The sequence below is a fragment of the Pseudomonas sp. BF-R-01 genome (genome assembly GCF_019946615.1).
Taxonomy (GTDB): Bacteria; Pseudomonadota; Gammaproteobacteria; order Pseudomonadales; family Pseudomonadaceae; genus Aquipseudomonas; species Aquipseudomonas migulae.
Map to the genome: position 1 here is coordinate 1 of NZ_JAGYFX010000016.1, position 24,836 is coordinate 24,836.

Below are 24,836 nucleotides of genomic sequence, written 5' to 3' on the forward strand. Positions count from 1 at the left end.
CCCCGACATCTTGTACCCGCCAAACGGCAGCGCCGGGTCCAGGGCGCTGTGGCAATTGACCCACACCGAACCGGATTTGATCCGCGGAATCATCCGGTGCACCGCCGCCAGATCATTCGACCAGATGCTCGCGCCGAGCCCATAGGGACTGTCGTTGGCCATGCGCAACGCATCGGCTTCATCATCAAATGGAATCGCCACCAGCACCGGCCCGAAGATCTCTTCCTGCACCAGCGAGTGCTTCTGGTCGACATCAACGATCACTGTCGGTTTGACGAAGAATCCCGGCCCGAATTGTTCACCGCCGCAGGCAATCGTCGCTCCGCTTTCCCGACCTTTTTCGATGTACCCGTAAACCCGTTCCTGCTGGCGCGCCGAGATCAGCGGCCCCATCTCGACACTCGGGTCCAGCCCGTTGCCGAGCTTCATGGCGTTGGCAATGTCGGCGATGTCCGCCACCACATTGTCGAAATGCTTGCGCTGCACATACAGCCGCGAACCGGCACAGCAGACCTGGCCCTGGTTGAAGAAAATCGCGCTGGCAGCACCTGCGGCGGCGGTCTTCAGGTCAGCGTCGGCCATGACGATGGTCGGCGATTTGCCGCCCAGTTCCAGGGTGACGCGGGTCATGGAATCCATGGCGATCTTGCCGATCTGCTTGCCGACGGCGGTGGAGCCGGTGAAGGTCAGCTTGTCCACCAGCGGGTTGTGGGTCAGCGCCGAACCGGCGGTGATGCCGGTGCCGGTGACCACGTTGAACACGCCTTCGGGATAACCCGCTTCCAGCACCAGTTCAGCGAGTTTCAATGCAGTCAGCGGGGTTTCATCGGCGGGTTTGAGCACCACGGTGCAACCGGTGGCCAGTGCCGGGCCGAGTTTCCAGCAGGCCAGCAGCAGCGGGAAGTTCCAGGCGACGATGGCGCCGACCACGCCCACCGCTTCGCGACGAATGAAACTGTGGAACTGATCGTTTGGCATCAGCGGCAACGACACTTCCACGCTGGAGCCTTCGATCTTGGTCGCCCAACCGGCCATGTAGCGCAGGAAGTCGATGGACAGTTGTACGTCCATCACCTGAGCCACCGCCGCGCTCTTGCCGTTGTTCAGGCATTCCAGCTGCGCCAGCAGTTCGGCGTCGCGTTCCATCAGGTCGGCGAGTTTCCACAGCAAATTCTGCCGCTCGCGGGGGCGGGTGCGGGTCCAGGCGGAATCATCGAACGCCTGACGCGCCGCGAGCACCGCACGGTCAACGTCTTCGGGCGTGGCCCGCGGCACCACGCACAGCACTTCGCCGGTGGCCGGGTTGTGCAGTGGCATGGTCTGGCCGTCGGCAGCCTCGACCCAGTCGCCGCCGATAAGCATGCGCGGGGCGCGCTGGATGAACGCCGAGGTGGCGGGAAGCAGGTAGGGGAGCGTCATGGCGAGGCCTCTTGTTGTTCGTGAGAACGAGGCTTTCGCAATGGCTGTGCCAACTGTCCGGAAGGGCCGGATAGCCCTTTGGCGGCGGGCGTGGGATGAAATTCGGGGCCGTCGGGTTCTGCTACGTTGTCGCAAATCGCGACGGCGGCTGAGATTCAAGAGACGGTTTTTTCAGCTCAGGCCAACGATGTGGCCTGAGCTGATTCGGGCACTCCGCGCCTGTTGTCGGAATCAGGCCGTCACGTCGATCTTATTGCGCTCGGCCAACATCACCGTTTCCGTCTCCCGCGTCATCCGCTCGCCTTTACTCCACAACTGGGAAGAGAAGAAGCCGTTCAGGGTTTCAGCGTTTGGCACCGAGCCTTTCTTCAAGAACAGGGCGCCCAGATCGATGGTGTTGGCGAAGTTTTCCTTGTTCAGGTTGTACCCGCCCACGTAGCTGCCGCCCCATACGGAGTCGGCGGCCACCAGGTCGATGGAGGCGTCGCGGTAACTGCTCGCTGCCGATTTCAGCGAACTGGAAGCATTCAGCAGATTGTTCAGCCGGTTCATATCGGAAGAACTGAGCTGGCCTGAACTGTTGAGGGCTTTGAGGCTTCCATCCGCTTGAATGGTGAAGCCAAATTTTTTGTCGGCGAGATCCGGGTAGGCATGGGCCAACGCTGACTGGAACTCTTCGAAGGAGTATTTCAGCGATTGATGGGCATTTTTGTGCCGCTCGGCAACCTGCGGGAAGTCGGGTGACTGGGTGCGGCCGATCCAGGTCTCGATCGATTCCATGGCCGGACTGGATGCCGGGGTTTCATCGCCTGGATGGTAAATCGCTGCCGGATTGATGTTGACCGCTGTTTTCTGCAGGTCTTCAGTCAGCGTTTTCGCGGTCAGTGGTTGGCTGGACTGGCTGAGCTGAGCGGCCGATGGCTGGATCAAGGCTGCATTTAAAGAAATTGCCATGTCGTCATTCCCTTAACGTTTGGTGTAGCAGGTTATCGGCGCAAAGCGCGATACCTTGAGCGCCGATGACCACCCGTCGAGACGACGAGCAACCGGGTTGCGCCCTTGAGCCCCCCACCTTTGGGGAATAGAATTTTCAGGCTCGGTGGTGAAATGACGGAGCATTTCCCCTGCTATACATCTGGCGTAAGGGAGGTTGCGATGTTCCTTTCAACCCTGGAAATTCAAAGCATCATCGAACACAGTTTTCTACCCGCCGTCTGCACCTGCAACATGGAAGCGGACCAGTCCATGACGATCCGGGTCTGTGACTGCATGACGGGCAAAGTGGACCTGATCGCCACCCACGTTCCGGTGTGGACACTGGACAGTCCCCATGCCATCGCCACGCTGGTGGCGGACATGCGCCAGGAAATCGAGGCGCACAAGAGCATTCATCCCACCTATTCCATCTGAACCGGCGACAAGCCGCACCGTTGAAGGCCGGTGCGGCTCGCGTCAGGCAATCAAGCTGCTATTTTCCGGGAAATCTCATCGAACGTGTTGCTATCAACGGCAGCCAGCAGCTTTTTGTCGTCTTTCAGCGTTGCCAGAAAGGTCACTTCGGTTTCTTTTCCGGCCAGCATGAAACCGGCAATCGCGCCGATGGGCCCCAGCAGCATGGCGCCGGCGACGCCGAAGCCGATGGCGTCCTTGATGTTGTTGATCGACTCTTCGTTGGCGACTTCCACGCTTTTGAACGAGGAGAGTGGCAGGGTGATGCCGGGCCACGGGTGAAGCGACGTTCTCAAGGTGAAAACGCCGTCTCTGTACTCTCCGTCACCCTGCAGAAAGTCCCCCGCCAGGACAGTGATGTTTGCCATTTCGTTATCCCCTGAACGGCAATTGGTGAACAACCATTTCGCCCCCGCACGGGCCTGTCGTCAATCGTCGTGCGATGAGCTGTCCCGGTTAAGGCATCTATGCTTGTCTCAGACTGCAACAACTGTCGCGATATTAGACGCACGCGCTCTCGATCAAGCATGGCCAATCGCATTCAACTTCACGCAAGCGCTTGATAAAAAAGGTAATCGGCAAGCTGGCACGCTCCGTGTATTGCTCATCGCAGACGTTTCTCTTGCCTCCGTCTGCGGTGCGCCGCCGGCGGCAGAAACCATAAAAACGATAAGCCACAAAAATAAGAAAGCACCGTGCGAGGTTCGACGTTGATGAAGAGAAAACTCCGATCAGGCCTGAGCGTCAGTCTGCTGGCCGTGGCCGCGTGTGTGGCGCTGCATTCGCCTGACAGCCTGGCAGCCCGCGACGCCCAGACCATCCTCAAGGAAACCTGTCAGGGCTGTCACACCCCTGAAGCCGAAAACACCCTGAGCCGCATCAGCCACCAGCGCAAAACCCCGGAAGGCTGGCTGATGAGCATCGCCCGGATGCAGACCATGCACGGTTTGCAGATCAGCGATGACGACCGCCGTACCCTGGTCAAATACCTGGCCGACACCCAGGGCCTGGCGCCGAGCGAGACGGACGGCGTGCGTTACGCGCTGGAGCGTCGACTCAATACCGTCGAGAAGTTCGACGACCAGACTAGCCAGATGTGCGGTCGCTGCCACTCCGGTGCGCGGGTCGCCTTGCAACGGCGTCCGGCCCAGGAATGGGAGCGCCTGGTGAATTTCCACCTCGGTCAATGGCCGTCCCTCGAATACCAGGCGTTGGCCCGCGACCGCGACTGGTTCGACATTGCCCGCAAAGACATGGTGCCGCTGTTGGCCAAGCGGTATCCGCTGGACAACCCGGCCTGGAAAAAATGGCTGAGCGCAGCACCCAAAGCCGAAGCGTTTGCCGGTGACTGGAGCTTCAGCGGCCACTTGCCGGGCAAAGGTGAACTGGCCGGGGTGATGAGCGTGACCGCCGCTGGCGACGACACCTTCAAGGTCAGCGTCAAAGGCCAATACGCCGACGGTACGCCGTTCAATGGCGACGGCAGCGCGATTCTCTACACCGGCTACGAATGGCGCGGCAACGTGACCATCGACGGCGTGACCATGCGCCAGGTGTTCGCCGCCCAGGGCAATGCGATGCAAGGCCGGATGTTCGAGGCCGAGCACGATGAACGGGGTCTGGACTTCGTCGCGGCCAAGCAAGGCAGCAGTCGTTTGCTCGCGGTGCAGCCGGGTTACCTCAAGGCCGGCAGCGTGTCAGAAGTGACCCTGATCGGCAGCGGTCTCAGCGGTAAACCGAGCTTCGGCAAAGGTGTGGAAGTGGTCGAAGTGCTGGAGCAAAGTCCGCAGCGTATGCGCGTCAAGCTCAAGGCTGCCGCCAACGCCCAACCGGGGCTGCGCAACGTCACCGTCGGCACGCTGAAAGGCCCGACCCTGTCGGTCTACAGCAAAATCGCCGAAGTCAAAGTCGTGCCCGAGTTCTCGGTGGCGCGGATCGGCGAGGGCGGTGGTTCGACGCCGAAAGTCCAGGGCCGTTTTGACGCCGAAGCCTGGGGCAAGGGCGCTGACGGCAAACCGTATCGCATCGGCGTGTTCCCGGCGCAATGGAAAGTCGAAGCCTTCGACGACCGCGCCAAGGAAGACGAAGACGTCAAGTTCGCCGGCACCATGCAGGCTGACAGCGGCGTGTTCACACCGGGCGATGCCGGGCCGAACCCGCAACGCAAAATGTCCACCAACAATGCCGGCAACCTCAAGGTGATCGCCGCCGTCGACGACGCAGGGAAATCCCTGACCGGCGAGGTCCACATGATCGTCACCGTGCAACGCTGGAACAATCCACCCATTCCATGAGTTGGCTGACCGTTAACCGTTTCAGACACTTTTTGGAATGACCGCAGGCCTCGTCAAAGAGGTCTGCACAGGAGGTTGCAATGGGCGCTATTTTGAATCTGGTCGAGCGGAATCTGCACGAAGTGCACGTCGATGCCGACCGCATGCTGTTCCACATTCCCAGCAGTTCGCTGTTCGCCAGCGATGAGCTGACGGGCACCATCATCGACACCTTGCGCGGTCCAGGCTGTTCGTCGGACGACCTGATCCAGCGCCTGGCCGCACGTTTCAACGGCGAAGAAATCACCGAGACCCTGCGCGAACTGATCTCGCTGGAACTGGTCAGCGACGGCTCGCCGCTGACCCCGGACATCGGCACGAAACGGGTCGAGCGCACCGCGATCAATACCGTGGTGCTCAACGTCAACACCGGCTGCAACCTGAGCTGCACCTACTGCTACAAGGAAGACCTCGACAAGCCGTCGGCGGGCAAGAAAATGGACGTTGAAACGGCGATTGCGTCAGTGGAAATGCTGCTGCGCGAATCCCCGGATGAAGAGCGTTTCACCGTGGTGTTCTTCGGCGGCGAACCGTTGAGCAATCGCAAGCTGATCGAGTACATGGTCGATTACTGTGAGAAGCGTTTTCGCGAAGCCGGCAAGTTCGTCGAGTTCGTGATGACCACCAACGCCACGCTGCTCACCGAAGAAACCGTGGACTACCTCAACGCCCACCGTTTCGGGCTCTCCGTCAGTATCGACGGGCCGAAAACCGTGCACGACCGCAACCGCATCACCGTGGGCGGGCAGGGCACGTACGACGTGGTGCGGCGCAAGGCCGAGATGCTGCTGTCGCGCTACAACAGCCGTCCGGTTGGCGCGCGAGTGACGTTGACCACCGGCGTCACCGACGTCGAAACCATCTGGGATCACTTGTTCAACGAGCTGGGGTTTGCCGAAGTCGGCTTTGCTCCGGTGACTTCCGGTGACATCAGCAGCTTCAACCTCACCAGCGATGAACTGGTGCAGGTGTTCGCCAACATGAAGGCGCTCGGTCGGCGTTATCTGGAAGCGGCGCTGGAGCACCGCAACATCGGCTTCTCCAACCTTCACCAGTTGATCACCGACATCCACGAAGGCCACAAAAAAGCCCTGCCGTGCGGCGCCGGCCTGAAAATGCTGGCGGTGGATCACAAGGGCGAACTGAACCTGTGCCACCGTTTCACCGGCTCGTCCTTGCCGACCTTCGGCAACGTACACAGCGGTGTGAAACAGGTGGAGTTGAACGACTTCCTGTCCCAGCGTCTCGACCGTACCAACACCGGCTGCGAAGACTGCCAGATCCGCAACCTCTGCTCCGGCGGCTGCTACCACGAGAGTTACGCCCGTTACGGCGACCCGACCCACCCGACCTATCACTACTGCGAACTGATGCGTGACTGGGTGGACTTCGGCATCGAGGTCTACACCCGGATCATGGCCAACAACCCTGCGTTTATCAGCAGCTACATCACTCCGCGCAAGGCTCACTGATATGAAACATCTCAAGGCAATCAATAACAAAGCGTTGAAACTCGATGAAGCCGCGGCCGAAAACCGTATCGAAGAAGTGGTGGCGATGAGCTCTGTCGCGGGCTGCGCCTCGACCACCGACCCGGGCTGGGAAATCGATGCGTTTGGCGGTGTGTCGTCGCTGTGCCAGCCGATGGAAGCCGACCTTTACGGCTGCTCCGACCCTTGCTGGTGGCCGGCCCAGGTGCCGGACATGATGAGCACCTACCCGGACTGGAACAAGGATGCCCAGGCGTCCAACGACAACTGGCGCAACCTTGGCACTGTCTTCCCTAAAGACAAGTGATCGGACAGACAAGAAGGATTCCAGCATGCCTAGCATCAAAGCCTGCGGCCTGGCCGCGTTTGCCGTCCTGAGCACCTGTTCGCTCACTGTTCTGGCCGATGAAAACACTGCTCTGCAAGACGGTCACGAGTACATGTTGACCACCAATTACCCGAACAACCTGCACGTGATCGACCTGGCCACGGACACGCTGTTCAAGACCTGCAAGATGCCCGACGCCTTTGGTCCGGGCACTGTTCAGCTGTCGCCGGATCGCAAGACCGCTTACGTGCTGAACAATCACTACGCGGATGTCTACGGCGTCGAGCTGGACAGCTGCAAACAGGTGTTCCACGCCAGCATCACCCAGAAGCCGGGGGTGAAAGCGAAGTCGATGTTCGCCTTCACCCTCAGTCATGACGGCAAGGAGCTGTTCACCGTTGCCAACCCGACGTTGATGCTCAATGACCGCTACGAAGTTCAGCAGCCGCGACTGGATGTCTACGCCACCGACGCCGGCATGGATGCCAAACCCGTGCGCAGTTTCCCGGCGCCACGGCAGCTGACCATCATGCAGAGTGGCGACGACGGCACGCTGTATGTGGCCGGGGCGGACGTCTACAAGGTCGATGTGAAAACCGGCAAGTTCGACGTGCTGATTCCCAGCCGGCACTGGAAACGGGCGAACTACAGCGCACCGGACGTGCTCTACGTGTGGAACCAGCAGACCTATCGCCACGACTTCTCGCTGCTCTACACCGCGGCAAAGTTCAAGGACAAGAAGCAGGATCCGTTGACCGCCGAGTACCTGTACGGGCTGTTCAGCATCGACCTGAAAACCGGCAAGACCGAAACCACCGACTTCGGCCCGCTGACGGAAATCTACTTCAGCGGCATGCGCTCGCCGAAGGACCCGAACCTGATGTTCGGCGTGCTCAATCGCCTGGCGAAGTACGACATCAAGGAAAAGAAAATGCTCCAGGCGGCGACGCTGGATCATTCCTACTACTGCATTTCCTTCAACAAGGACGGCAGCAAGATTTACCTGGCGGGGACGTTTAATGATGTGGCGATTTTTGATGCTGACAGCCTGAAACAGTTGGGCAGCATCAAGTTGCCGGGTGGGGATATGGCGATTACCACGGCGCAGATTTTCGTCCGGTAATCGCGGCGTTTGAAAGGACGTCTTCGCGGGCAAGCCTCGCTCCTACAAGGAATCACCGAAACCTGTAGGAGCGAGGCTTGCCCGCGAAGAGGCCATGGAAAACGCTAGAGAACTTACTGCCCCGGCACCGGGCAACTCAAATCCCCCTCCTGGCACTTCAAGTAAGTTTTGAAAGCCTCCACCCGAGCCTTGGTCAGGTCCGTGATGCAATTGCTGTAAATCAACGGATAAACACTCCCGCCCTCAACCCCGGACGCCGAAAACCTGCACTCGGCATCCCGGAACCCGATCCACGCCCGTTGCGCGCCAATCAACTGCTTCTTGCTCTCGGGGCTGTCCTTCAAACGCGCGGTGATCTGCTGGTAAAGCGCATTCAACTCCTTGTCCGCCGCCTTGTTCTGCTGCGCCGCGCATTGATTCATCGTGGCCTGGTCGGTGGCGTTGTCGCAATCGACGGCATGGGCAACGGTGGTGAACAGCAACGGCGTCAGCGCCAGGAGCACGCGTGGGTTCATGGGAAACTCGCTGTGACAGGAAAAGAAGAGGTGCAGTGTAGCGAAGCCTCATTCACTTGCGGTGTCAGCGCCGGAAGCCTTGAGCAATTGATCCGCGCAAGCCTCGATGTCTTCGCGCAGGTATAACTTCGCCAGCCAACGTTCGGGAATGGCCTGGACACCGTAGAAAGCGCCGGCCAACTGACCGACGATGGCGGCAGTGGTATCGGCGTCATCGCCCAGGTTGGCGGCCTTCAGGATGGCGGCTTCGAAGCTGTCGCTGTGATGAAAACACCACAGCGCGGCTTCCAGCGAGGCGACGCAGTAACCGCTGCCACGGATAGCGCTTTCGGGTTTGTCGAAGTAATCGCCGCGTGCGATGGCGGCGACTTTTGACTGCAGGAAGGTCGTGGCCGGCAAGCGGAGTAAATCCGCTTTGGCCGCGCCCTGTAACGCGTTACCTGTCAGCTCGGCGAACAATTGGCAGCACTCAACGGCTTCAGGCGCGGCGTGTGTCGTGCGGGAACTGTTTGCGGAAAACACCTTGATCCGGTCGCGGTCGGGAAAGTAGTACAAAACCACCGGCACCAGCCGCATCAACGAGCCGTTCCCTGCCGTATAGGGATCGGTTGAACCAACGAAGGGTTCGCCGGTTTGCTGATACCGGGCCAAAGCCTCGCTCACCGTCATGCCGATGTCGAAGCATTCCCCGGTCGAACTGAGGTAACCCGATTGCCACCAATCCAGGTAGCGCCCCATCTGGTCGGCGGCATCGAAGCCGTTTTTGCTCAGCAGGCTTTCGGCCAGGCACAACGCCATTGAGGTGTCATCGGTCCATTGCCCGGGTTTCAGGTTGAATGGGCCGCCGCCCACCATGTCGGTCAGGGGCCTGAACGAACCACGTGGCTGAAACTCCACCGTGGTGCCGACGGCATCACCGCAGGCCAGGCCCAGCAGGGCGCCGCGATAACGTTCCGTGAGTGAGGGCTGCATGAATCTTCCTTGTCCGGTCAATGTCGTCCCTGCAAACGGTAGCAGCTCCCGCCCGTTGACTCTTGTTCTCAGCGCCGAACTTTGGCCCGGATGTGCGGCCGAATATTTCAGGCAGGTTGATTGAGAGGCCCGATTGGTACAACTTTAGGGTTGGACTTGTGGTCACACAGGCCTACTGTTCAGTACAGGAGGTGACTTATGAACCCAGCATCAGATCGCATCGAAAGGAAGATCCTGCTTAAAGCCCCGCGCTCGCAGGTCTGGCGTGTACTGGCCCATGCCGAGGCGTTCGGGCAGTGGTTTGGCGTGGCATTGGAAGGCAAGCGTTTTGTCGCCGGTGAGTGGACTCAGGGGCAGGTCACGTACCCCGGTTATGAGCACGTTTTGTGGAATGTGCTGGTGGAGCGGGTCGAGCCGGAGCGGGTGTTTTCGTTTCGCTGGCACCCCTACGCGGTGCGCCCGGAAGTCGACTATTCCCAGGAACCCACCACGCTGGTGAAGTTCGAGCTGGAGGACCACCCTGAAGGTACGTTGCTCAAGGTGTCCGAGTCCGGTTTCGATCACATCCCCCAGACACGCCGCGAAAAGGCTTTCCGCATGGACAGCCGGGGCTGGGAGGAACAGATGAACAACATTGAACAGTTTTTGGCTGAAACCGCCAAAGCCCGGGTGAGACAGGAAGAATGATCACCATGGCGCAGGCGCTGCCCGTCGTAGCACCGCTGCAGGCCGCGAAACTCGCGGCTTGAGCGCTCGACACCTGAGGCGCCTAAGGGTTTTCGGAAGGGCTGGTATAGCGAATGTCTTACACGCGATGGTAGCTATGTCGTCTATTGCACATTGGATCCGATGCGTAATCTAGCCACATCAACTGAAGCACAGGAAGCGCTTCAGGATCACGGATGATCGACCATCAGCAAGGATTCGCTACCGACAGGGAGTCGACAATGGTCTTGGGAAAAACCCGCCTCTGGCGGGTTTTTTTTCGCCCGTAGAAAAGTGACTCAGCCATTACGTACATCTACTGTAGGAGCCGGCTTGCTGGCGATGGCGTGTGTTCAGGCGATAAACGTGTTGACTGACCCACCGCTATCGCCAGCAAGCCGGCTCCTACAATTCATCCCCGTCGTACACAGAGTATGGGCGAACCTGAACCCACATTGATTACCTACAAGCCGAGATTTGCTGCGGCCCGTTCAGTGATCAGCGTCCGCTGCTGCAACGATGGCGCCGTACGCCGATGAGCCTCTGCCAAAACACTCTGAGGCGCTGATTCCGGGCTACCGGATTCAAACGGCGGCGCCGGCGCGTACTCCAGCTGCAACTGCACCAATTGCGCCGTGTCCTTATCGAACAATTCAGCCGCCAGGGTCAGGGCAAAGTCGATCCCGGCGGTGATCCCGCCACCAGTCAGCAGATTGCCATCGCGCACCACCCGATCCTTCACCGGGATTGCACCCAACGGTCCAAGCAACTCGTGATACGCCCAATGAGTGGTGGCGCGCTTACCTTTGAGCAAACCTGCCGCGCCGAGCACCAATGCGCCAGTGCACACCGAGGTGACATACCGCGCATTGGCCGCCTGCGTCTTGATGAACGCCAACGTCTGCTCATCCTCCATCAACGGCCCGACACCGCTGCCGCCGGGAACGCAGATCACATCCAGCGCCGGGCAATCATCGAAAGTGGTGGTGGGCTTGAGCACCAGGCCGGTGCTCGCGGTGACCGGCATCAGGTCTTTCCAGATCAAATGCACCTTCACGTCCGGCAGCGAGGCGAGTACGTCGTAAGGGCCGGTCAGGTCCAGTTGCTGAACCTGCGGGAACAACAGAAAACCGATCTGCAACGTCATGGTGTTTTTCTCGTGAAGTGAGTGGACGGCTTCACTGTAGGCTCGTAGGATTTGGCGTATACGCCAATTACCCCACGAATTACGCCAAGTATGCCCAAGTCTATTCATGTGCTCGCCTTCACCAACGTGCAACTGCTCGACGTCACCGGGCCGTTGCAGGTGTTTGCCTCGGCCAATGACATTGCCCGCCAGAAAGGCTTGCCGCCGCCTTACGCGCCGACGGTGATTGCCAGCGGCGGCGGGGCGGTGACGTCGTCGGCGGGCTTGGCGCTGGTGGCCGAACCGTTGCCCGGGCAGGGCAGCGACACCCTGATCATTGCCGGCGGCTGGGGCGTTTATGCAGCGGCGGAGGATGAGGCGCTGGTGGCTTGGGTGCGTGAGCATGCGGCGGGGTGTCGGCGGGTGTCATCAGTGTGTACCGGGGCGTTTTTGCTGGCGGCCAGCGGTTGGCTCGATGGCCGGCGGGTGGTCACTCACTGGACCCGTTGCGAGCAGTTGGCGCAAAAACACCCGCGCTTGCGTGTCGAACCCAATCCGATCTTTATCAACGACGGCCCGGTCTGGACCTCGGCCGGCGTCACTGCCGGTATCGACCTCGCGCTGGCCATGGTCGAAGAGGACCTCGGTCGCACCATGGCGCTGGAAGTGGCGCAGCAGTTGGTGGTGTTTTTGAAGCGTCCGGGCGGTCAATCACAGTTCAGCGTGACCCTGTCGTTGCAAAAGGAAGGCAACCGTTTCGACGATCTTCACGCCTGGATCAGCGAAAACCTCACCATGGACCTGGGCGTTCCGACCCTCGCCTTGCAGGCTGGCATGAGCGAACGCAGCTTCGTCCGTCACTACCGCGCCGACACCGGCCAGACGCCCGCACGGGCCATCGAACTGATTCGGGTCGAAACGGCGCGGCGGTTACTCAGCGATACCGGCGTGCCGATCAAACGGGTCGCGGTGCAGTGCGGGTTTGGCAGCGAAGAGACGTTGCGGCGCAGCTTCCTGCGGGCGATGGGCGTGACGCCGCAAGCGTATCGGGAGCGGTTTTCGGTGAGTTCCGAGGCAGATCAGACTTCCGTTTCCATGACCTGATTGAAGTACTTCGCCCGATCCGGCGTAAACGTCACCACCATTCCGGTTCGCGAGCAGGTCAATGCCCGTTCTTCAGCCAGGTCAACGTCCAGGTCTTCCCCGCGCAAACCTTGCCACTGGGCGAGGTATTTGAGGGATCCGTACTTTTCGAGTTTCTTCAGGCTGCGGCTGACGCCCCCTTTCCAGCCCAGCACCGGCAGTTCACCGGCCAGGCATTGTTGGGCCATTTCGGGAAAACGGGCGGCGCGTTGGCGGCCGATTTCCCAGCATTTGATCAGGCCTTTGTCGGGGCCTTCCCACAGTTCATCGCGGTTCAGGCCGGATCGGAGTGGGGTGTCGATGCTGCGGTAGATGCGCTGGCTCATTCAGGTTCCTTGAATTCGGGTTTTGTTGGACAGCTCCGCTGTACCCGTTGAGGAGGGATGTTAGGTGGGGATGTAATGAGTGGCAACAAACGATTTTTCGGGGGCGGTGCGGTTTTGTTTAGTGCTTGTAGGTGTGTGGGCCACAGAGCCTTAGTGTTTTAGCAGGCGGACCGCGTTAACGTTCGATCGCCGGCAAGCCGGCTCCTACAGTTGACCGCGTTTCACTGTAGGAGCCGGCTTGCCGGCGATGGGGCCTTCACATTCAACCAACAATTACCCGCTTTCCCCTCAACCAGCCTTATGGCAACTTGCAGGCCCTTGTCGAGAGCCGAGCCATGGCCAACCCCTACCGCGAACTGTTCAAAGCCCCGGGCAGCCGAGCCTTTGTGCTGGCCGGGATGATCGCGCGCATGCCGATTTCCATGACCGGCATCGGCCTGATCACCATGCTCTCGCAATTGCAGGGCGGCTACGGATTGGCCGGTGCGGTGGCAGCGACGTTTGCCTTGGCCACGGCGTTTTGCGCGCCGCAGGTTTCGCGGCTGGTGGACCGTTTCGGGCAGCGTCGGATTTTGCCGGTGTCGGCACTGATCGGTGGCGGCGCGTTGTTGCTGGTGTTGTTGTGCACGCGTTTGCAGGCACCGCAATGGACACTGTTTGTGTTCGCCGCGCTGGCCGGTTGCATGCCGAGCATGTCGGCGATGGTGCGGGCGCGCTGGACCGAGGTCTATCGCGGCCAGCCGCAACTGCAAACCGCGTATGCCCTGGAGTCGGTGCTCGACGAAGTCTGTTTTATTGTCGGGCCGCCGCTGTCGGTAGGCTTGTGCGTGGTGGTGTTCCCCGAAGCGGGGCCATTGGCGGCGCTGCTGATGCTGGCGATTGGCGTCACGGCGTTCGTTCTGCAACGGGACACCGAACCGGCGATACATCCCCATGAAGAACACCATCAGGGCTCGATCATTCGTTCCAGCGAGATTCAGTTGCTGATGTTGTTGATGGTCGCCATGGGCACCATTGTCGGCGTGGTGGATGTGGTCAGCGTGGCCTTCGCCCAGCATCAAGGGCAACCGGCGGCGGCGAGCATTGTGTTGTCGGTGTATGCCATCGGTTCATGCCTGGCCGGTTTGGCGTTCGGCGCGTTGCGCTCGAAAGTGCCGCTGCCGCGACTGTTTCTGTACGGCGGGGTGGCGACGGCGGTGACCACGTTGCCGTTGCTGCTGGCGACCAATATTGTCGGATTGGCGCTGGCCGTGTTCGTCGCGGGTCTGTCTTTTGCGCCGACGCTGATTGTCGCCATGGCATTGGTGGAACGCATCGTGCCGCCGGCCAAACTCACCGAAGGCCTGACCTGGCTGGTGACGGGGATGAGCATCGGCGTGGCGATTGGCGCGGCCAGCTCGGGTTGGCTGGTGGATGCGTTTGGCGCGCGCAGCGGGTTCTGGGTGGCGATTGCGGCGGGGGCGGTGGTGCTTGGTTCCGCGGTCCCAACCTATCGCCACCTTAGGTAAGTATTCATTCAGTGACTTCTCGCTGTCTTCTTCGCGGGCAAGCCTCGCTCCTACAGGATTTGCGTCGTGCGCAGAAAGCGTGAACTGCGCAAATCCTGTAGGAGCGAGGCTTGCCCGCGAAGGCGTCAATGCAGTTGTCTAATTCCCGGCGGCGCTCATCCGTTCTCTTAGCAGACAACTTTTCGAGGTAAGCCCGGTGACCCAGCTGACATTGCTGTGCCTGCCCTATTCAGGCGCGAGCGCCATGGTTTACAGCCGCTGGCGGCGCAAGCTGCCGGAGTGGCTCAAGCTGCAGCCGGTGGAACTGCCGGGCCGTGGCGCGCGGTTCGGCGAACCGTTGCACACCGACATGCGGCGCCTGGCGCTGCAACTCGCCCAGGAACAGAAAGCCACGCTCAAGGCGCCGTACGCGCTGTTCGGCCACAGTCTCGGTGCGTTGCTGGCCTGTGAAATGGCCCATGCCTTGCGCTCGCTGGGATGCCCGGAACCGGTGGCGCTGTTCGCCTCGGGCACCGCTGCGCCGACGATGCGGGCTGATTACGATCAGGGTTTCGCCGATCCGAAAACCGATGCCGAGCTGATCGAGCAACTGCGCACCCTCAATGGCACCAGCGAAGAAGTGCTGGCCAATGAAGAGCTGATGAGCCTGACACTGCCGATCCTGCGCGCAGACTTCCTGCTGTGCGGCCGTTTCGAGCCGATCCAGCGTCCGCTGCTGAAATGCCCGGTGCACGTGCTCGGCGGCAAAGAGGATCGCGCAACCACCGAACAGTTGATCGGCTGGAGCAAGGAAACCCACGGCAGTTTTTCCGTGGACATGCTGGCCGGCGGTCACTTCTTCATCCATGAGCACGAAGCCAAGGTGCTGCGCGTGATCAAGGACCAGCTCGACGTCCACCATCGCCGGCACGCCATGGCCGCCACTGCCTAATACAATCTCAAGATCACCTATCCCCCTGTGGGAGCGAGCAGGCTCGCTCCCACAATGATTTTTGGCGGTCCACAGACCTCGATCCACCTCCCCGCTGACACTTATTCTCATTCGCTAATTTTTCCGGTCTGCATTCGTTTTATAGGGACGACGTGCCTTTGTGCTTCCCGCCACTGATCCGGATGCTTAGAAATGAATGCTGATGACTCCTTGAAACTTGCTCGCCGGTTTATCGGGTTGCCCCTGGAAAAGCGCCAGATGTTCCTTGCGGCCTTGCAAAAGGAAGGCATTGATTTCGCCCGGTTCCCCATTCCAGCCGGCGTCGAGGCCGAGGATCGCCAGGCGCTGTCGTATGCCCAGCAGCGCATGTGGTTTCTGTGGCAACTGGACGCGCAAAGTGGCGCCTACAACCTGCCGGGCGCGGTGCGTTTGACCGGTGCGTTGAACCTGTCGGCGCTGGAACAAGCCTTCGTCAGCCTCGTGGAACGTCACGAAACCCTGCGCACGGTGTTCCAGCGCCAGGCCGACGACACCTTGCTGCAAGTGCCGGCCAGTGCGCCGCTGATCATCAAACACGTGGACTTCAGCGACTTGCCGGAAACGGAGCGCGAACGTGCCGTCGCCCAGGCGGCCGAACAGCAATCAGTGCTGCCCTTCGATCTGTCCATCGGCCCGCTGCTGCGGGTGACCTTGCTCAAACTCGCCGAGCAGGAACACGTCCTGCTGCTGACCCTGCACCACATCGTCTCCGACGGCTGGTCGTTGAACGTGCTGATCGACGAATTCATCCGCTGCTACGACGCCTTCGAGGCCGGTGCACAACCGCAACTCGCGCCGCTGCCGATCCAGTACAGCGACTACGCCTTGTGGCAACGCCGCTGGCTGGAGGCGGGCGAGCAAGCGCGCCAACTCGATTACTGGCAAGCGCAACTCGGCGATGAGCACCCGGTGCTGGAGTTGCCCACCGACCACTCGCGCCCGGCGATGCCGAGCTATCGCGGCACGCGCTACGAATTCGCCGTCGACACGCAACTGGCCGAGCAACTGCGCACCACCGCGCAGAAACACAACATCACCCTGTTCATGCTGTTGCTCGGTGCGTTCAACGCGCTGCTGCATCGCTACACCGGACAGACCGACATCCGTGTCGGGGTGCCGATTGCCAACCGCAACCGAGCGGAAATCGAAGGCCTGATCGGCTTCTTCGTCAACACCCAAGTGCTGCGCACCCGGCTCGATGGCCACACCCGCGTTGACGATCTGCTGCGCGCCATCAAGGAGACCGCGCTCGGTGCCCAGGCCCATCAGGATTTGCCGTTCGAGCGTCTGGTCGAAGCGCTGAAACTGGAACGCAGCCTCAGCCACACGCCGCTGTTCCAGGTGATGTACAACCACCAGCCGCAGGTCGCGGACATGTCCAGCATCAGCACCGCGTCCGGCCTGGTGCTGGGCGCGATCGAGTGGGAAGGGCGCACCACGCAGTTCGACCTGACCCTCGACACCTATGAAAAGAGCGGCAAGCTGCACGCCGCGCTGACCTACGCCAGCGACCTGTTCGACGCGCCGACCATCGCGCGCATGGCGCAGCACTGGACGCGGTTGTTGCAGGCAATGGTGATCGACACACATCAGCGGGTCGGCGAGCTGCCGATGCTGGCGGCGGATGAACAACAGGTGCTGGTGCATGACTGGAACCGCACCGCCGAAACCTATCCCGTCGAGCAATGCATTCATGAACTGATCCACGCCCAGGCCCTGCGCACACCCGAGGCTCCGGCGCTGGTGTTTGGCGACCGTCAGCTGACTTATGCACAGCTCGATGCGCGCACCAGTCAATTGGCGCATTACCTGCGCGAGCAGGGTGTCGGTCCCGATGTGCTGGTGGGGATCGCCGTCGAGCGTTCGCTGGAAATGGTCATCGGCCTGTTGGCGATTCTCAAGGCCGGCGGCGCTTACGTGCCGCTCGATCCGGAATACCCGGCGGAACGCCTGGCCTACATGATCGAAGACAGTGCGATTGCTGTATTGCTGACTCAGAGCGCCCTGGCTGGCACGCTGCCGACCGAGGGCATCAAGGTCATCGCACTGGATCAGGACGAGGACTGGCTGGCCGGTTACAGCGAAAATTGCCCGCAGGTGGCGGTGAATCCGTTGAACCTGGCCTATGTGATTTACACCTCCGGTTCCACCGGCAAACCCAAGGGCGCCGGCAACAGCCATGCGGCGCTGGTCAACCGTTTGTGCTGGATGCAACAGGCGTACGGGCTGGACGGCAGCGACTCGGTGTTGCAGAAAACCCCGTTCAGCTTCGACGTGTCGGTCTGGGAATTTTTCTGGCCGCTGATGACCGGTGCCCGTCTGGTGGTGGCGCCGCCAGGTGCGCACCGCGAACCGGCGCGGTTGATCCGCCTCATCGGCGAGTTCGGCATCAGCACCTTGCACTTCGTGCCGTCGATGCTTCAAGCATTCATCCACGAACCGGGTGTTGAAGCCTGCACCAGCCTCAAACGCATCGCGTGCAGCGGTGAAGCCCTGCCGCTGGATGCCCAGCTTCAGGTGTTCGCCAAACTGCCGGGCGCCGGATTGTTCAATCTGTACGGGCCGACCGAAGCGGCCATCGATGTGACCCACTGGACGTGCGTAGACGAGGGCGCCGACAGCGTGCCCATCGGCCGGCCGATTGCCAACCTGCGCACCCACGTTCTGGACGCGCAGTTGCTGCCGGTGCCGGCGGGCGTGGCGGGGGAGTTGTACTTGGGCGGCGCGGGGCTGGCGCGCAGTTATCACCGGCGTCCGGGGCTGACGGCCGAGCGATTTGTGCCGTGCCCGTTCCATGACGGCGCACGCCTGTACCGCACCGGCGACCGCGTGCGCCAGCGTGCCGACGGGGTGATCGAGTACCTCGGTCGCCTCGACCATCAAGTGAAACTGCGCGGCCTGCGTATCGAGCTGGGGGAAATCGAAACCCGCTTGATGCAGCATCCGCTGGTGCGCGAGGCGGTGGTCCTGGTGCAGGGCGGCAAACATCTGGTGGCGTACCTGGTGCTGGAAAACGCCGAGGCGCAGTGGCCGGAAACCCTCAAGGGCTGGCTGCTCAATAGCCTGCCGGAATACATGGTGCCCACTTACCTGATGCCGCTGGATGCGTTGCCAGTTACCGCCAACGGCAAACTGGACCGCAAGGCCCTGCCGCAACCGGACGCGGCGCCGCAACAGGCGTTCGTCGCGCCGCAAGATGCGATGCAGATGGCATTGGCGCAGATCTGGCAGGACGTCCTGGGCCTGGAACGTGTGGGCCTCGAAGACAACTTCTTCGAACTGGGCGGTGACTCGATCATCTCCATTCAAGTGGTCAGCCGCGCCCGTCAGGCCGGCATCCGTCTCAGCCCGCGCGACCTGTTTCAGTACCAGACCGTGCGCAGCCTGGCGCTGGTGGCGGCATTCGACAGCCGCAGTGCCATCGACCAAGGACCGGTCAGCGGCGAAGTGCTGCTGACCCCGGCGCAACACTACTTCTTCGAACAGGCCATCGCGCAACCGCAACACTGGAACCAGTCCTTGCTGTTGACGCCGCGCGAAGCGCTGAGCCCGCAAGCACTGGAAGCCGCGCTGGTGACGGTGATCAACCATCACGATGCCTTGCGCCTGCGGTTTGCCGCGAGTGTCGATGGCTGGCAGCAGTCTCATGGACCACAGGTCGAAACGGCCGGGTTGTGGCAGCGTCACGCGGCGTCGACCGAGGCGTTGACGGACCTGTGCGATGAAGCACAACGCAGCCTCGATCTGGCCGAAGGACCGTTGCTGCGCGCGCTGCTGGTCAGCCTCGACGATGGCTCGCAACGCCTGCTGCTGGCGGTCCACCATCTGGCGGTGGACGGCGTGTCCTGGCGGGTGCTGCTCGAAGACCTCCAGCAGGCCTATGCGCAATTGGCGGGTGGCAGCGCCGCGACGTTGCCGGACAAAACCAGCGCTTATCAACACTGGGCCAGACACCTGCAAGCGCATGCCCACACGCTGTATCAACAACTGCCTTACTGGCAGGCACAACACACCGATGCCTGCGACCTGCCGTGTGAAAATCCGCTGGGCAGCTTGCAGCATCGCCATGGCCAAAAAATCGAATCGAAGCTCGACGCCGGGTTGACGCGGCAGTTGTTGCAAACGGCGCCGGCGGCCTATCGCACTCAGGTCAACGACCTCCTGCTGACCGCGCTGGCCCGGGTGATCTGCCGCTGGACCGGGCACAACTCGACGCTGATCCCGCTCGAAGGCCATGGCCGTGAAGATCTGTTCGACGACCTCGACCTGACGCGCACCGTGGGCTGGTTCACCAGCCTGTTCCCGGTACGCCTGCAACCTCACGCGCAAACGGCAAACACGATCAAGGCGATCAAGGAACAACTGCGCGCCATCCCCGACAAAGGCCTGGGATATGGCCTGCTGCGTTACCTCGGCGAACCGGCCCAGCGTGAAGCGTTGCAAGGGTTACCGGCGCCACGGATCACCTTCAACTACCTCGGCCAGTTCGACCGCCAGTTCGATGAAGACGCACTGTTTGTACCCGCAGCGGAAAGCGGCGGTCAGGCCCAGGGTGACGATGCACCGCTGGCCAACTGGCTGACGCTGGAAAGCCAGGTCTATGGCGGTCAGCTCTCGCTGCAATGGGGGTTCAGTCGCGACATGTTCGCCGACGGCACCGTTCAAAAACTGGCCGACGCCTACACCGAAGAACTCACTGCGCTGATCGAACACTGCTGCGCCACGCCAGCGGGGCAGGTCACGCCGTCAGACTTCCCGTTGGCACGGATCAATCAGGCGCAGCTGGACGCCTTGCCCGTCGCCGCCCCGGCCATCGAAGACATTTATCCGTTGACGCCGATGCAGCAGGGCATGCTGTTCCACACCTTGTATGAGCCGCAGGCCGAGGCTTACATCAACCAACTGCGCCTGGATATCCAGGGGCTGGAACTGGCGGCCTTCGGTCGGGCGTGGCAGGCGGCGATCAACCGTCACGACATTCTGCGCAGCAGCTTCCACTGGTTGGGCCTGGAAGCTGCGCATCAGGTGATTCATCGCCAGATCGACCTGCAATTGCAGGTGATCGAAGCAGCTGATATCGACCTCGATGCACTGGCCGCCGAGGAGCGCAGCCGTGGTTTCGAACTCAGTGCCGCGCCGCTGTTCCGCCTGATGCTGGTGCGCCAGAGCAGCGACGCCTGGCACCTGATCTACACCAGTCATCACATCCTCATGGACGGCTGGAGCAACGCGCAGTTGCTCGGCGAGGTGATTCAGCATTACGCCGGGCAAACACTGGCCAAGCCTTTGGGGCAATACCGCGACTACCTCGGCTGGATTCAGCAGCAGCCACCGGCGGCGGGTGAACAGTTCTGGAAACAGGCGCTGGCCGCGCTCGAAACGCCGACCTTGCTGGCGCACGCCTTGCCGACGCCGGTCGAAGGGCGCTGCATGGGCGAGCATCACCTGACGCTCGAAAGCGCCGCGATGCAGCGTCTGGCAGAGTTTGCCCGGCAGCAGAAAATCACCCTCAACACCTTGTTGCAGGGCGCGTGGGGCCTGCTGTTGCAGCGCTATACCGGTCAATCGTGCGTGGCCTTCGGCGCGACGATTGCCGGGCGATCCGCACCGTTGCCGGGTATCGAGCAACAGTTGGGCCTGTTCATCAACACCTTGCCGATCATTGCCACGCCGTCGTCCGCGCAACCGGTCAGCCAATGGCTCAATGAACTGCAAGCGCTGAACCTGAGCCTGCGCGAGTTCGAGCATGTGCCGCTCTACGACATTCAGGGCTGGGCCGGGCAGCAGGGCAACGCGCTGTTCGACAGCTTGCTGGTGTTCGAAAACTTCCCGGTGGCCGAAGCGCTGAAGCAAGGTGCACCGGCGGGCCTGACCTTCGGCGCATTGCGCAATCACGAAATCACCAGCTACCCGCTGACCCTCGGCATCGAAGTCGGCACCAGCCTGCGTCTGGAATTCAGTTTCGACCGGGCCTTGTTCAGCGCCGCGCAGATCGAGCGTTTGAGTGCGAACCTGCTGCATGTGCTGGAGCAGTTCGTTGCGCATCCGCAGCAGGTGCTGGGCGCCGTCAGTCTGTTGGACGCGAAGCAAAAAGCCCAGGTACTGCTGGGATCGCGTCCCGCCGCGCCGCTGCTGGACAGTCCGCTGTTGGCGCATCAGCGTTTCGAGCAGCAAGCGGCCCGCACGCCCGATGCATGGGCCGTGATTGTCGGCGACGAGCGACTGACTTATGCACAGCTCAACGCCCAGGCCAACCAGCTCGCCCATCGCCTGCGCGAACACGGCGTGGCGCCGGGGCAGCGGGTCGGCCTGTCGGTGCGGCGCAATGCACAGATGATCGTCAGCCTCATGGCCATCCTCAAGTCCGGCGCCGGTTACGTGCCGCTGGACCCGGACTACCCGGCCGAACGCCTGGCCTACATGATCGAAGACAGCGGCATGGACCTGCTGCTGGCGCAACCGGAGCTGCTGAACGATGTCGCGCTGCCCGAAGGCTTGCCGCGTCTGGCGCTGACGACGGCGTCGCTGGCCGGCTATTCCACGGCCAACCCGGTCAACCTCGCCTGTGCCGAAGACCTCGCGTACCTGATTTACACCTCCGGTTCCACCGGGCGGCCGAAAGGCGTGTGCCTGGCCCACGCCGCACTGCGCGAGTTTTGCGTGATTGCGGCGGACTATTCGCAACTCAGCGCCGACGACCGCGTGCTGCAATTCGCCACGTTCAGCTTCGACGGCTTTGTCGAGCAATGCTACCCGCCACTGTGCGTGGGCGCGGCGCTGGTGTTGCGCGGCGATGAGCTGTGGGACACCGACACCTTGTACCGGCAGATCATCGAACAGGGCGTAACCCTGGCGGACTTGCCGGCGGCCTACTGGTATTTGCTTGCCCAGGAATGGGCCGCGCAGCCTCAGCGCGACAAAGGTCGGTTGCGGCAGGTTCATGTCGGTGGCGAAGCCATGTCGCTGGAGGGCTTGAAGCTCTGGCATGCCGCCGGTCTCGGCGACGTACGCCTGCTCAACACCTATGGGCCGACCGAAGCCACGGTGGTTTCCAGCACCCACCTGTGCACCCTGGCCGACACGCAAAACCTGATCGGCGTGCCGATTGGCCGCGCCTTGCCGGGTCGGGCGTTGTACGTGCTGGACACCGAGGGCCATCTGTTGCCAACCGGTTGCGTGGGCGAGTTGTGCATCGGCGGCGATGCCGGCATTGCCCAGCACTATCACCAGCGTCCGGGTTTGAGTGCCGAACGCTTTATTGCCGATCCGTTTTCCACCACGCCGGGTGCACGCTTGTACCGCAGCGGCGACCTGGCGCGGTATCGCGAGGACGGCGCGCTGGAGTACCTGGGACGCATCGATCATCAGGTGAAAATTCGCGGTTTCCGCGTTGAACTCGGTGAGCTGGAAGCGCACCTGCAAGGCTTGCCGATGATCAGCGAAGCCGCAGTGCTGGTGCACGAAGGCGTCGGTGGCAAGCAACTGATCGGTTATGTGGTGCCGGTGTTGCCGAACGCCGATTCCCGTCAACTCACCGAAACCGTGCGCCAGGTTTTGGGTGAGCGTCTGCCGGACTACATGCTCCCGGCGCAACTGGTGGTGATGAGCGCATTGCCGCTCAACCGCAACGGCAAACTCGACCGCGCGGCGTTGCCCGCACCCGAAGTCTGGGACGCCGTGGCCGGCACCGCACCGCAAGGTGAGCTGGAAATCGAGCTGGCGCAGATCTGGCAGCAGGTGTTGCAGGTTGCCCGTGTCGATCGCGAAAACAGCTTCTTCGAGTTGGGCGGTCATTCGTTGCTGGCCACGCAGATCGTTTCGCAGATTCGTCAGCGTCTGGGCTTGTCGGTGAGTTTGCGCAGCCTGTTCGAACACCCGCGCCTGCAGGATTTCGCGGCTCAGGTGCAAGGCCTGCGGCACGCCGCCAATGTCTGCGAGCGCCCGGTGCTGGTGGCGGACCACTCCGGCGAACGCCAGCCGTTGTCCTTTGCCCAACAGCGGTTGTGGTTCCTGTGGAACCTTGAGCCCGACAGCTCGATGTACAACATGCCCGGCGCCTTGCGATTGCGCGGCGCGTTGAACCTGTCGGCGTTGCAGCAAACCTTCGAAACCCTGGTGCAACGCCACGCCGTGTTGCGCACCACGTTCTATGAGGAAGACGGCAAGGCCTGGCAGCGGGTACACGCCGAACTGCCGCTGGATTTCGCCATCAGCGACCTGCGGCATTTGCCGGCCCCGGACGTCGAAGCCGCGCAACGGGCCCGTGAAGAAGTCGCCCGGCCGTTCGATCTGCGCAACGGGCCGTTGCTGCGGGTGCGGGTGTTGCAGGTTGCGGATCAGGAGCATGTGCTGCTGCTGACGGTGCACCACATCGCGGCGGATGACTGGTCGTTCCGGATTCTGATCAATGAATTCGTCACGCTGTACCCGACCCTCAACCGGGGTGGTGTCGCGCAGTTGCCGGAGCAGGTCGTGCAATACGCCGACTTCGCCAAATGGCAGCGCCAGTGGCTGGAGCAGGGCGGCGAGCTGCAACGTCAGCTCGATTACTGGCAGGCGCGCCTCGGCCAGCCGCAAGCCGTGCTGGAGCTGCCGGGCGACGGCGATCAGCGTCAGGCGCAGGAGGGCGCCAGCCAACATTTCACCTTGAATTCGACCTTGAGTCAGCAGTTGCGCAACTTCGCTCAACAGCGTGGATTGTCGCTGTTCATGGTGCTATTGGCCGGCTTCACCCTGGTGTTACGTCAGCGCACCGAGGTCGGTCGCGTGCGCATCGGCACCGATATCGCCAACCGAAATCAAGTTGAGCTTGAACAAATGGTCGGCTTCTTCGTTAACCAATTAGTGCTGCAAGTGGAGGTCGATGCTGACCAGGCTGCCGGGCAACTTTTGCAAGCCTGTCGCCGTGCGGTTCTGGAGGCTTCGGACCATCAGGATTTGCCGTTCGAGCGATTGGTGGAAGCGTTGCGCTTGCCGCGTCGGGCCGGGCGCTCGCCGTTGTTCGACATCAAGTTGATCTATCAGGAAGGCGTCGGTCGCTTGCCCTCCATGGACGGCTTGTTGGTCGAGGACTTCCCGTCGGGTCGGCAAGCTGCCGAGATCGGCATGGTCGCTGCGTTCTACAACGAGGCCGAACACATTCACTTGAGTTTCGAAACACCCGCCGGGCAGTACTTGCCGAGCACGCTGCAAAGCCTGTTCGAACAAATCGAGGCGGTACTGCAAGCGTTGTTGCGCGCCGACGAGCTGACGGTCAGCGATCTGCTGGAACTGGCCACCGAGGTGCAGCGCCGTGCCGATGCGCGATTGAACGAGCAGCGCAAGGCGTTGCTGGGCGGGCCCATGGCGATCAAGCGTCGTCGCGGCACGCCGGCAACGCAAGGCGCGGCGGACTGATTCATTGCGGCGGTGCCAACCGGGCGCCGCCGT

17 protein-coding genes are annotated in these 24,836 nt (G+C 61.7%); 10 read left to right on the forward strand and 7 right to left on the reverse strand.

All coding sequences use genetic code 11. The annotated features are described in order from the left end of the window. Together KGB27_RS08995 and KGB27_RS09000 are read right to left on the reverse strand one after the other, a co-directional pair. A partial coding sequence (locus KGB27_RS08995; RefSeq protein ID WP_223554067.1) for an aldehyde dehydrogenase family protein occupies positions 1-1,419 on the reverse strand: 1,419 nt, incomplete at its 3' end. 231 nt (positions 1,420-1,650) lie between these two features. Beyond that, positions 1,651-2,373, reverse strand: a complete 723-nt coding sequence (locus KGB27_RS09000) for a hypothetical protein (protein WP_207286010.1) — start codon at positions 2,371-2,373, stop codon at positions 1,651-1,653. Between the two features lie 201 nt (positions 2,374-2,574). Between KGB27_RS09000 and KGB27_RS09005 the strand changes: the two genes are divergently transcribed. Next, complete coding sequence (locus tag KGB27_RS09005; RefSeq protein WP_008027970.1) at positions 2,575-2,829, forward strand: DUF1652 domain-containing protein; 255 nt, start codon at positions 2,575-2,577, stop codon at positions 2,827-2,829. A 50-nt stretch (positions 2,830-2,879) separates the two neighbouring features. On the opposite strand, the gene KGB27_RS09010 is transcribed toward KGB27_RS09005, so the two are convergent. Continuing rightward, entirely contained in the window at positions 2,880-3,236 is a 357-nt protein-coding gene (locus tag KGB27_RS09010) for a hypothetical protein (RefSeq protein ID WP_008039921.1), read from the reverse strand. A gap of 345 nt (positions 3,237-3,581) precedes the next feature. Here KGB27_RS09010 and peaA point away from each other — a divergent pair, with 345 nt between their 5' ends. The 4 genes from peaA (at position 3,582) to peaD (ending at position 8,142) form a co-directional block, all read left to right on the forward strand. Beyond that, a complete protein-coding gene (gene peaA, locus KGB27_RS09015; RefSeq protein WP_223554068.1) occupies positions 3,582-5,162 on the forward strand; it encodes a quinohemoprotein amine dehydrogenase subunit alpha in 1,581 nt (526 codons plus the stop codon). 80 nt (positions 5,163-5,242) lie between these two features. Beyond that, positions 5,243-6,673, forward strand: coding sequence for a quinohemoprotein amine dehydrogenase maturation protein (peaB, locus tag KGB27_RS09020; RefSeq protein ID WP_008027964.1), 1,431 nt, complete (start codon positions 5,243-5,245; stop codon positions 6,671-6,673). Between the two features lies 1 nt (position 6,674). Further along, a complete protein-coding gene (gene qhpC, locus KGB27_RS09025) occupies positions 6,675-6,998 on the forward strand; it encodes a quinohemoprotein amine dehydrogenase subunit gamma (protein ID WP_008027961.1) in 324 nt (107 codons plus the stop codon). Between the two features lie 25 nt (positions 6,999-7,023). Continuing rightward, positions 7,024-8,142, forward strand: a complete 1,119-nt coding sequence (gene peaD, locus KGB27_RS09030; RefSeq protein ID WP_223554070.1) for a quinohemoprotein amine dehydrogenase subunit beta — start codon at positions 7,024-7,026, stop codon at positions 8,140-8,142. A 113-nt stretch (positions 8,143-8,255) separates the two neighbouring features. Here the strand turns inward: peaD and KGB27_RS09035 are convergent, their stop codons facing one another. After that, complete coding sequence (locus tag KGB27_RS09035; protein ID WP_192228863.1) at positions 8,256-8,657, reverse strand: lysozyme inhibitor LprI family protein; 402 nt, start codon at positions 8,655-8,657, stop codon at positions 8,256-8,258. Positions 8,658-8,705: 48 nt separating this feature from the next. Next, entirely contained in the window at positions 8,706-9,629 is a 924-nt protein-coding gene (locus tag KGB27_RS09040) for an ADP-ribosylglycohydrolase family protein (protein WP_223554072.1), read from the reverse strand. Between the two features lie 198 nt (positions 9,630-9,827). Between KGB27_RS09040 and KGB27_RS09045 the strand changes: the two genes are divergently transcribed. Then, positions 9,828-10,316 (forward strand): SRPBCC family protein, encoded by a 489-nt coding sequence (locus tag KGB27_RS09045; RefSeq protein ID WP_223416177.1) that lies wholly within the window; start codon positions 9,828-9,830, stop codon positions 10,314-10,316. A 481-nt stretch (positions 10,317-10,797) separates the two neighbouring features. Here KGB27_RS09045 and inhA read toward each other — a convergent pair whose 3' ends face one another. After that, a complete protein-coding gene (gene inhA, locus KGB27_RS09050) occupies positions 10,798-11,481 on the reverse strand; it encodes an isonitrile hydratase (RefSeq protein ID WP_223435278.1) in 684 nt (227 codons plus the stop codon). Positions 11,482-11,571: 90 nt separating this feature from the next. Between inhA and KGB27_RS09055 the strand changes: the two genes are divergently transcribed. Continuing rightward, positions 11,572-12,564, forward strand: a complete 993-nt coding sequence (locus tag KGB27_RS09055; RefSeq protein WP_223554073.1) for a GlxA family transcriptional regulator — start codon at positions 11,572-11,574, stop codon at positions 12,562-12,564. Here KGB27_RS09055 and KGB27_RS09060 read toward each other — a convergent pair. Further along, complete coding sequence (locus tag KGB27_RS09060) at positions 12,540-12,929, reverse strand: hypothetical protein (protein WP_008027948.1); 390 nt, start codon at positions 12,927-12,929, stop codon at positions 12,540-12,542. The genes KGB27_RS09055 and KGB27_RS09060 overlap by 25 nt on opposite strands. 335 nt (positions 12,930-13,264) lie before the next feature. Here KGB27_RS09060 and KGB27_RS09065 point away from each other — a divergent pair, with 335 nt between their 5' ends. The 3 genes from KGB27_RS09065 to KGB27_RS09075 all read left to right on the forward strand — a co-directional run bounded on the left by KGB27_RS09065 (position 13,265) and on the right by KGB27_RS09075 (position 24,803). Next, a complete protein-coding gene (locus KGB27_RS09065) occupies positions 13,265-14,437 on the forward strand; it encodes an MFS transporter (protein ID WP_008039951.1) in 1,173 nt (390 codons plus the stop codon). A gap of 196 nt (positions 14,438-14,633) precedes the next feature. Then, positions 14,634-15,368: a thioesterase II family protein gene (locus KGB27_RS09070; RefSeq protein WP_008032305.1), complete on the forward strand. Its 735-nt coding sequence runs from the start codon at positions 14,634-14,636 to the stop codon at positions 15,366-15,368. 192 nt (positions 15,369-15,560) lie between these two features. After that, positions 15,561-24,803 carry a non-ribosomal peptide synthetase gene (locus KGB27_RS09075; RefSeq protein WP_223554074.1) on the forward strand — a complete coding sequence of 3,081 codons (9,243 nt, stop codon included), beginning with the start codon at positions 15,561-15,563 and terminating at the stop codon, positions 24,801-24,803. The last annotated feature ends 33 nt before the right edge of the window (positions 24,804-24,836 follow it).

Coding starts and splice junctions, on each gene's coding strand:
- qhpC (WP_008027961.1), top strand. CDS start 6,675: ATGAAACATCTCAAGGCAATCAATAACAAAGCGTTGAAACTCGATGAA.
- KGB27_RS09055 (WP_223554073.1), top strand. CDS start 11,572: ATGCCCAAGTCTATTCATGTGCTCGCCTTCACCAACGTGCAACTGCTC.
- KGB27_RS09045 (WP_223416177.1), top strand. CDS start 9,828: ATGAACCCAGCATCAGATCGCATCGAAAGGAAGATCCTGCTTAAAGCC.
- KGB27_RS09040 (WP_223554072.1), bottom strand. CDS start 9,629: ATGCAGCCCTCACTCACGGAACGTTATCGCGGCGCCCTGCTGGGCCTG.
- KGB27_RS09035 (WP_192228863.1), bottom strand. CDS start 8,657: ATGAACCCACGCGTGCTCCTGGCGCTGACGCCGTTGCTGTTCACCACC.
- peaA (WP_223554068.1), top strand. CDS start 3,582: ATGAAGAGAAAACTCCGATCAGGCCTGAGCGTCAGTCTGCTGGCCGTG.
- KGB27_RS09010 (WP_008039921.1), bottom strand. CDS start 3,236: ATGGCAAACATCACTGTCCTGGCGGGGGACTTTCTGCAGGGTGACGGA.
- peaD (WP_223554070.1), top strand. CDS start 7,024: ATGCCTAGCATCAAAGCCTGCGGCCTGGCCGCGTTTGCCGTCCTGAGC.
- KGB27_RS09000 (WP_207286010.1), bottom strand. CDS start 2,373: ATGGCAATTTCTTTAAATGCAGCCTTGATCCAGCCATCGGCCGCTCAG.
- inhA (WP_223435278.1), bottom strand. CDS start 11,481: ATGACGTTGCAGATCGGTTTTCTGTTGTTCCCGCAGGTTCAGCAACTG.
- KGB27_RS09065 (WP_008039951.1), top strand. CDS start 13,265: ATGGCCAACCCCTACCGCGAACTGTTCAAAGCCCCGGGCAGCCGAGCC.
- peaB (WP_008027964.1), top strand. CDS start 5,243: ATGGGCGCTATTTTGAATCTGGTCGAGCGGAATCTGCACGAAGTGCAC.
- KGB27_RS09005 (WP_008027970.1), top strand. CDS start 2,575: ATGTTCCTTTCAACCCTGGAAATTCAAAGCATCATCGAACACAGTTTT.
- KGB27_RS09075 (WP_223554074.1), top strand. CDS start 15,561: ATGAATGCTGATGACTCCTTGAAACTTGCTCGCCGGTTTATCGGGTTG.
- KGB27_RS09060 (WP_008027948.1), bottom strand. CDS start 12,929: ATGAGCCAGCGCATCTACCGCAGCATCGACACCCCACTCCGATCCGGC.